The organism is Streptomyces sp. NPDC058964 (genome assembly GCF_042741275.1).
GTDB lineage: Bacteria > Actinomycetota > Actinomycetes > Streptomycetales > Streptomycetaceae > Streptomyces.
This window is the reverse complement of sequence record NZ_JBHYKH010000441.1, coordinates 1-7675: the sequence shown is the minus strand read 5'-3', so window position 1 is coordinate 7675 and position 7675 is coordinate 1. Positions and strand designations below refer to the sequence as shown.

6 protein-coding genes are annotated in these 7675 nt (G+C 71.9%); 3 read left to right on the top strand and 3 right to left on the bottom strand.

Annotated features, from left to right (window positions below; genetic code table 11):
* Positions 1-25: 25 nt before the first annotated feature.
* The gene (locus ACFW2E_RS36215; RefSeq protein ID WP_384473072.1) at positions 26-1150 is read right to left on the bottom strand and encodes a M20 family metallopeptidase; all 1125 of its coding nucleotides are present in this window, start codon (positions 1148-1150) and stop codon (positions 26-28) included.
* Entirely contained in the window at positions 1147-2745 is a 1599-nt protein-coding gene (locus ACFW2E_RS36210; RefSeq protein WP_384473070.1) for an amidohydrolase family protein, read from the bottom strand. The genes ACFW2E_RS36215 and ACFW2E_RS36210 overlap by 4 nt, the downstream gene beginning before the upstream one ends.
* Positions 2746-2907: 162 nt before the next feature.
* On the opposite strand from ACFW2E_RS36210, the gene ACFW2E_RS36205 reads away from it, so the two are divergent.
* The 3 genes from ACFW2E_RS36205 to menC are packed head-to-tail and all read left to right on the top strand — an operon-like array spanning position 2908 to position 6618.
* Complete coding sequence (locus ACFW2E_RS36205) at positions 2908-4608, top strand: PucR family transcriptional regulator (RefSeq protein ID WP_384473067.1); 1701 nt, start codon at positions 2908-2910, stop codon at positions 4606-4608.
* A 4-nt stretch (positions 4609-4612) separates the two neighbouring features.
* A complete protein-coding gene (locus ACFW2E_RS36200; protein WP_384473064.1) occupies positions 4613-5503 on the top strand; it encodes a GNAT family N-acetyltransferase in 891 nt (296 codons plus the stop codon).
* Positions 5500-6618 (top strand): o-succinylbenzoate synthase, encoded by a 1119-nt coding sequence (gene menC / locus ACFW2E_RS36195; protein WP_384473061.1) that lies wholly within the window; start codon positions 5500-5502, stop codon positions 6616-6618. The genes ACFW2E_RS36200 and menC overlap by 4 nt, the downstream gene beginning before the upstream one ends.
* A gap of 122 nt (positions 6619-6740) precedes the next feature.
* Here the strand turns inward: menC and ACFW2E_RS36190 are convergent, their stop codons facing one another.
* On the bottom strand, positions 6741-7640 hold the full coding sequence (locus ACFW2E_RS36190; protein WP_384473058.1) for a serine hydrolase: 900 nt from the start codon (positions 7638-7640) through the stop codon (positions 6741-6743).
* Positions 7641-7675 lie beyond the last annotated feature (35 nt).

The following is a 7675-nucleotide window of genomic DNA, read 5'->3' as shown; positions in this document are numbered from 1 at the left end:
CCCCGAGCCCATGCCGGGCAGTCCCTCAGCCGGTGCCGAGCAGCCGTCCCATGAGCGCCGCCATGAGCGCCGCCCGCTGCCCCATCGCGGACAAGTCGGCGTACTCGCCCGGGGCGTGTGCATGGTCCCCCACCGCGCCCATCCCGTCCAAGGTGGGCACCCCGAGCCCTGCGGTGAAGTTGCCGTCCGAGCCGCCGCCGACCGCCGCGCGGCGCAGGGGGGCCAGCCCCAGTGCCTGGGCCTCCTGCGCGGCCGAGGCGAACAGGTCCGCCGAATGGGAGGGCTCCAGCGCGTAGCGGTTGACGCCCCCGTCCAGTTCCAGGCCGGCGCCGGCGGCCACGCCCGCCAGCTTGCGCAGGGCGGCGTCCACCCGTTCCAGCTCGGCCGCCGTCCATGCCCGCACGTCCACCTTCACCGAGGCGCGCTCCGGCACCGTGTTCATGGAGGAGCCGCCCGACAGCACGGTCGGGGTCACGCTGGTGCCGGCGGTGGAGTCGCCCAACGCGGCGATTCGCAGCACCTGGTGGGCGACTTCCACGGTCGCGTTGATGCCCTTCTCCGGCTCCAGTCCCGCGTGCGCCGCCCGCCCGCGGACGTCCAGCCGGTAGGCGCCGATGCCCTTGCGCGCGGTCTTCAGCGCCCCGTCCGCGCTCGGTTCCGGCACCAGCACCGCCCGGCAGCCGCGGGCGGTGTCCTCGATCAGCTCGCGCGAGGACGGAGCGCCTAACTCCTCGTCGCTGGTGAGCAGGACCGCGACGCCCTCCGACGACGACAGCAGCCGCAAGGCCGCGAACATCTGCACGATGCCTGCCTTCATGTCGAATACACCGGGGCCGGTCGCCAGGTCACCGTCCACCGCGAACGGCCACCCGGCGAGCGTGCCGGTCGGCCACACCGTGTCGAAGTGGCCGAGCACCAGAACGTCGCCGGTACCCGAGCCCGGCCACAGCAGATGAGGCTGGCCCCCCAGCTCCAGTCGCCTGGGCACCCTTCCCAGCGCCTGTGCGCCGAGTTCCGCGACCAGGTCCGCACACGAGTGCAGGGCCGGCAGGTCCGAGGAGAACGACTCCTGCTCCACCAGCGCGGCCAGCTCGGCCCGCATCCGCGGCGCCGCCGAGGAGGCCGCGGCGAGCAGCGAGGCGTGCTTCACCCCGCCACCGCCGTTCCGGCGGCTCGCTCGCCGCGGCCCGCACGCAGCACACGACCGCGCCGCTCACCGGTGAACTCCCCGGAGTCCACCACGACTTCCCCGGCCAGCACCACGTACGGGATGCCCGTCGGCTTGACGTCGGGCACGTCGTAGGTGCCGTCATGGCCGATCTTCTCCGGGTCGAAAACGCACAGGTCGGCGATGGCGCCGGGCCCCACCCAGCCGCGTCCGGCGAGGCCGAACTGGGCGCCGGTCGCCGAGGTCGCCTTGCGGACCGCCTCCGGCCAGTCCACCACTTCCTCCTCCCGCACGTAGCGGCCGAGGAACCGTGGGAAGCAGCCCCAGGTGCGTGGATGATCCAGCCCGGTGGGCATGCCGTTGTCCGAACCGATGCCGATGAGCGGATCGGCCATCATCGTCCGCATGTCCGACTCGGCCATCATGGTCGGCACGATCATCGCGTTCACGTCAGCTGTGATCAGGGAACACAGGGCCTCCCACGCGTCGCCCGCGCCGCTGACCTCCTGCAGGGTCCGGCCGACGACCCCGGTGTCCCGGTGACGGTTGATCAGCACGTCGGCGGGCGTCACCTGGCGCCACAGGCCCGCCGCCATCGCCTGCGCCGGGTCCTCGGCCCTGGCGCGCAGCCGGGCACGCTCGGTCGGGTCGGCCATCCGGGCCAGCAGCGCCTCGGCGCCTCCGGCGAGCGCCTCGGGGGGCAGCATCGCGTGGAGCATGGTGCCTCCGGCGAGGTAGGGGTACACGTCACCGCGGACGTCCACGCCGGCCACCCGCGCCGCGTGCAGCTTCCCCAGCAGGATCGCGGACTTGCCATGGTTGGGCCGTCCCGCCGCCTTGCAATGGGAGATCTGCACCGGGATGCGCGCCCGCCGACCGATCTCGATCGCCTCGTCCAGGGCGGCCTCCAGGGCGTCGCTCTCGTCCCGCATATGCGTCGCGTACGGGCGTCCCCATCGGTGGGCGACCTTGCCGAGTGCCACCAGTTCCTCGACGTCGGCGTACGCCCCTGGTGTGTAGATCAGACCGCTGGAGAAGCCGACGGCCCCCGCGGCGAATGCCTCGTCCGCCAGCGTGCACATGGCTGCCAGCGCCTCGGGGGTCAGCCGCCGGCGCATGCCGTTGGCCGTCAGCCGCAGCGTGTGGTGCCCGACCATCACGGCCAGGTGGTTCGTGGGACCGACGGCCTCGATGTCGTCGAGGTACCCGCCGAAGGAGCGCGCCGTGTACGCGGTCCCGGCCGCGAGGTCGCCGAACAGTGCCTGGGCCTCCTGCGCGGCCGCGTCGTCCATCGGGGCGGCGGAGTAGCCGCAGTTGCCGGCGATCTCGGTCGTCACACCCTGGAGCAGCTTGAAGGGCTGCGCATCGGACATCATCGGGACCATGTCCGAGTGGCTGTGGGGGTCGATGAACCCCGGCGCGACCGCCATCCCCGCGACGTCGATCTCCCGCCGGGCGGGGCCCAGATCACGGCCGACCGCCATCACACGGTCGCCCGTCACGGCGACGTCCGCCCGCACACCAGGGGAACCCAGGCCGTCGTAGACGGTGCCCCCGCGCAACTTCAGCTCGTACACGCCACGTCTCCTCACTGTGGTTGCCTGCGGACGGCAGTCTCGCCAAAGGCCCGTACCCTCACCTCGTCTTCCGCGACCAATCCGGTGCGGCGACCATGTGGCCCCGCACATATCCCCGCCGGGTGCGGCGTGCGACCGTAAGCAGCACTGGAAGGACGGAACGTGACGAACCACTACGCACATCCCTCCCTGGCGCGGATACTCGACCTGCTCGGGACATCCGCCGCCCGCCTGCTCGCCGCGCCAGCGGGATGTGACATCCCGGTGACCGGGCACAGCGTCCTGGACGTCACCGAGGAGGAGGGGCCGGCCCACGAAGGGGCGATCCTGCTGGCCGTCGGGATGCGCCCCAACGCTGCGGCCCTCCTCGACGCCCTGCCCGCGCTCGGCCGGGCAGGCGCCGCGGCGATCGCCCTCAAGACCCGCGGGGCGGACACCGGCCCGCTGGTGAAGGCCGCAGCCACCGCCGGAATCGCTGTGCTCGCCGTCGCCGACGTCATTCCCTGGCGGCATGTCGACGCGCTGCTCGCCGCCGCCGCGGGCAACTCAGGGCAGGACGCACCAGGATTTCCCTCGGCCGCCGCGGTCGGCGACCTGTTCGCCCTGGCCAACGCCGTGGCGGCGATGGTGGGCGGCGCCATCACCGTCGAGGACCCCCAGCAGCGGGTCCTCGCCTACTCCAACCTCCCCGGCCAGCCGATCGACGACGCGCGCCGCGACACCATCCTCGGGCGGCAGGTACCCCTGGACGACCACTACCTGCGGATCTACCGGCGGCTGTGGCGCGCCCCCGGCGTCATCCGGGTCGGCGACGCCTCGCCGCTGCCCCGCCTCGCAGTGGCGGTCCGGGCCGGTACCGAACTCCTCGGCTCCATCTGGGCGGTGGAGTCCGGCACCCCGTTCGGTCCCGAGGCGGAGCAGGCACTCGCCGACGCCGCCGGGGTGGCCGCGCTCCACCTGCTCAGGCTGCGCCGCGCCACGGAGCTGGAACGCCGGGCACGCGGCGAACTGCTCCGCTCCCTGCTCGCCGGAAAGCCCCCCTCCGCGGCCAGGTTCGGAATCGACTCCGGCCGGATGACCGTGCTCGCCCTCGAACTGCCCTCCTCGTCCGGCACCCCGGTCAACATCCTCGGGCTGCAGGTCGCGGACCTGGTGACCGCCTGCGCGGAGACGCTGACCTCTTCCACCTCCTGTGTGGTCGAGGGACAGGTCGTCTACGCCCTGCTCCCCCTTCCGGAGGACGTACCGCAGACGCGGGTGGCGTCACTGGCCGAGACCGTCATCACCCGTTCCGAGGAGTCGCTGCATACCCGGCTGCGGGCCGGCATCGGATCCGCGGTGGCCGACTTCGCGGACGTACCGCGCTCGCGCCAAGAGGCGGACCGGGTCCTGGCGGTGCTCGCCGCCGAACCACACCGCACCCGCGTCGCGTCCATCGATGACGTGCGCTGCCAGGCGATCCTGCTGGAACTCGAAGAGACCTTCGCCAACGACCCGAGGATGCAGCTCGCCTCGGTCACCTCCATGCTGCGCCACGACGCCGAAAGGGGGACCCGGTACGCCGAGACCCTCCTGGCGTACCTCGACGCCTTCGGTGACACCGCCGTCGCAGCGGACCGCCTGCACGTGCACCAGAACACCTTCCGGTACCGCATTCGCCGAATCGGGGAGCTGTTCGCCGTGGACCTGGGGGACGCGGACGAACGCCTCGTGCTCTGGCTGCAGTTGCGGCTGATGGTCTCCGAGGCACGCACAGCGCGCCGGCCACCGCCGGAGGCCTCCACGTCGTCGGCCCCCACCAAGTCCCCGGCCAGGATTGATCTGCTGCGACGAAGCACTTGCCGGCGGATGCAAACAGAGTGAGGGGGTGGCTACTTCACCCTCAGCCGCCCTCACGGGCGCCGTACCCGACGCGCTGGACCGGGCGGCGGCCGCCGCGGCGGCCGCCCAGGCCCGTGCCGGAGTCGACGTGCGCGAACTCAGCGACATCCCTGCGCTGAGAAGCGCGGCCCTTCTGTTCGCGGACATCTGGAACACCGACCGGCCGCCACTCAACTCCGACGTCATGCGGGCGCTCGCCTACGCGGGCAACTACGTGGTGGGCGCCTTCGAAGGCGAGGAACTGCTCGGCGTGTCCGTCGCCTTCCTCGGTCTGTGCGACCGGCCGACCCTGCACTCCCATATCAGCGGCGTCCGCGCCGGCGCACAGGGGCGCAGCATCGGCTTCGCGCTCAAACTCCACCAGCGTGCCTGGGCGATCCGCCGCGGGATCGACAGCGTGACCTGGACGTTCGACCCGCTGGTACGGCGCAACGCCTATTTCAACCTGGTCAAACTCGGTGCCCGCGCGACCGAGTACCTGACGGACTTCTACGGCGACATGACTGACGGGATCAACGCAGGCCAGCAGAGCGACCGGCTCCACCTCACCTGGCCGCTGCTCGCCCCCCACGTCATCGATCTGCTCGACGGTGCGCCAAGCCGCCGACCCGCGGAGCCGGATACCGCCGCCCACGCCGAGTCCCGGCTCGCGCAGGGCCCGGACGGCGGCCCCGAGCCGCACCCCACCGGAGCCGAGGCTCAGCTGTGCTGGATCCCCCCGGACATCGAGGCCGTGCGCCGCGAGGACCCCGCCGGTGCCGCACGGTGGCGGCTCGCGCTGCGCACCGCCCTGACCGGCGCCCTCGTCGAGGGCTACGCAATCCGGACCTGCACCCGGTCCGGACACTACCTACTCACCCGGAGGAACCCGTCGTGAAGATCACCGGATGCGAACTGCGGCGCGTACGGCTGCCGCTCATCGAGCCCTTCCGCACCTCGTTCGGCACCCAGCACGCCCGCGAGCTACTGCTGCTCCGCATGGTCACCCCCGACGGCGAAGGCTGGGGCGAGTGCGTGGCGATGAGCGACCCGCTGTACTCGGCGGAGTACCTCGATGGTGCCGAGCACGTCGTCAAACACGTCCTGCTGCCCCGGCTCGCCGCGGTGCGCGAGGTGACGGCCGCCCGTGTCGCGCCGCTGCTCGCTCCGGTCAAGGACCACCGCATGGCGAAAGCGGCCCTGGAGATGGCCGTTCTCGACGCCGAACTGCGGGCCGCCGGCATGCCCTTCGCCCGCTACCTGGGCGCGGTGCACGACAAGGTCCCGGCCGGTGTCTCCGTCGGAATCATGGACTCTACGGACCGGTTGCTCGACGCGGTGGCTGGCTACCTGGACGCCGGCTACCTGCGCATCAAACTGAAGATCCAACCCGGCTGGGACGTGGAACCCGTGCGGGCCGTGCGGGAACGCTTCGGCGACGAACTGCTGCTCCAAGTGGACGCCAACACCGCGTACACCCCCATCGACGCACCCGGACTCGCCCAACTGGACCCGTTCGGCCTGCTGCTGATAGAGCAGCCGCTGGCCGAGGACGACCTGCGCGGCCACGCCGAACTGGCCAAGCGCATCCGCACGCCCATCTGCCTGGACGAGTCGATCACCTCGGCTCGCGCCGCGGTCGACGCGCTGGCCATGGCGGCCTGCTCGATCGTCAACATCAAGCCCGGTCGCGTCGGCGGCTACCTGGAGGCCCGGCGCGTCCACGACGTCTGCACCGCCATCGGGGCCCCGGTGTGGTGCGGGGGCATGCTCGAGACGGGTGTCGGCAGGGCCGCCAACGTGGCGCTCGCCGCGCTGCCCGGCTTCGTCCTGCCGGGCGACACCTCGGCGTCCGCGCGTTACTACGCCCAGGACATCACCGCGCCCTTCGTCCTGTCCGACGGGCACCTGCAGGTGCCTGACGCACCCGGCTTCGGTGTCGAGGTCCAGCCCGGCGCACTGGAGGAGGTCACGGTCTCCAGCGACTATGTAAACCTGGAGTCCCTGCGGTAGGACCCGGGATGCGGACCCGGAAACCACCAGCAGCCGGCTCCCGGGGGACGGGCCGGCTGCCGGCGGTGCCCGGTACGGGGCGGCGTGCGGCCGCGTTCGGGCGCCGAGCGAAGCATCGGAGGTCAGCCGGTCGGCTGCACCGCCCGGATGTAGTCGACGGCGGCGCGGGCCACGGTGCCGATGACGGCGTCGGCCGGAGGGTTCGCGTACGCCAGCGAATCGGGGCATGTGAAGACGGCGACGGCATACCGGCCGCCGTCCGGGTACTCCACCACGCCGACCTCGTTGCGGACGAACGGCAAGGTCCCGGTCTTGCCCGCAACGGCCACCTTGTCGTCCGGGAAACCGCTGCGCAGCCGGTGCGGCCAGACCTGCAGCCCGAGGATGCGGCGCATCGCCGCACAGGCCTCGGCCGACGCCGCCTGGTCCCGCCAGATCATCGAGAGGAGGGAGGTGATCGAGCGGGGTGTCCCGCGAGTGGCAGACGGGATGTGCAGCACGCGGGATGCTCGCAGCTGCTCGGCTTCCGTGTCGCTCAGGTCGAGTACGTCGGCGCCGCCGAGTTCTTCGTCGAAAGCGTCGTAGATGTCTCGGCAAGTCCCCTCCAGCCGAACCTCCTTCAGCCCCAGGCTGCTCATCCTGGTGTTGATGGCGTCGATGCCGAGCAGCTCGCACAGGACGTCCGTCGCCGCGTTGTCACTCACGCTCATCATCCAGTAGGCCAGGTCGCGCAAGGAGACGTCGACCGGGTCGAGCATGACCGACAACCCGGTCGGACCGGGCGACCGGCCGGTCGCCCGCACATGCACGCGGCTGCTCAGGTCGACGGTGCCCTCGTCGGACCGGGCGTACAGCTCCACCAACACCGGGATCTTGCAGACGCTGGCCAGGAGCACCGGGTTGTCCGCCCCGTACTCGAACTGCACACCGCTGTCGATGTCGACGGCGTGGACGGAGCCGCCGGATCCCGCCCCCGCGAACCCCAATTCAACCGTGCGCCGCACCAGCAACGGTTGGTCCATTTACCTGTCGCGGGCGCCCGGCGGCCTGGCGGGCC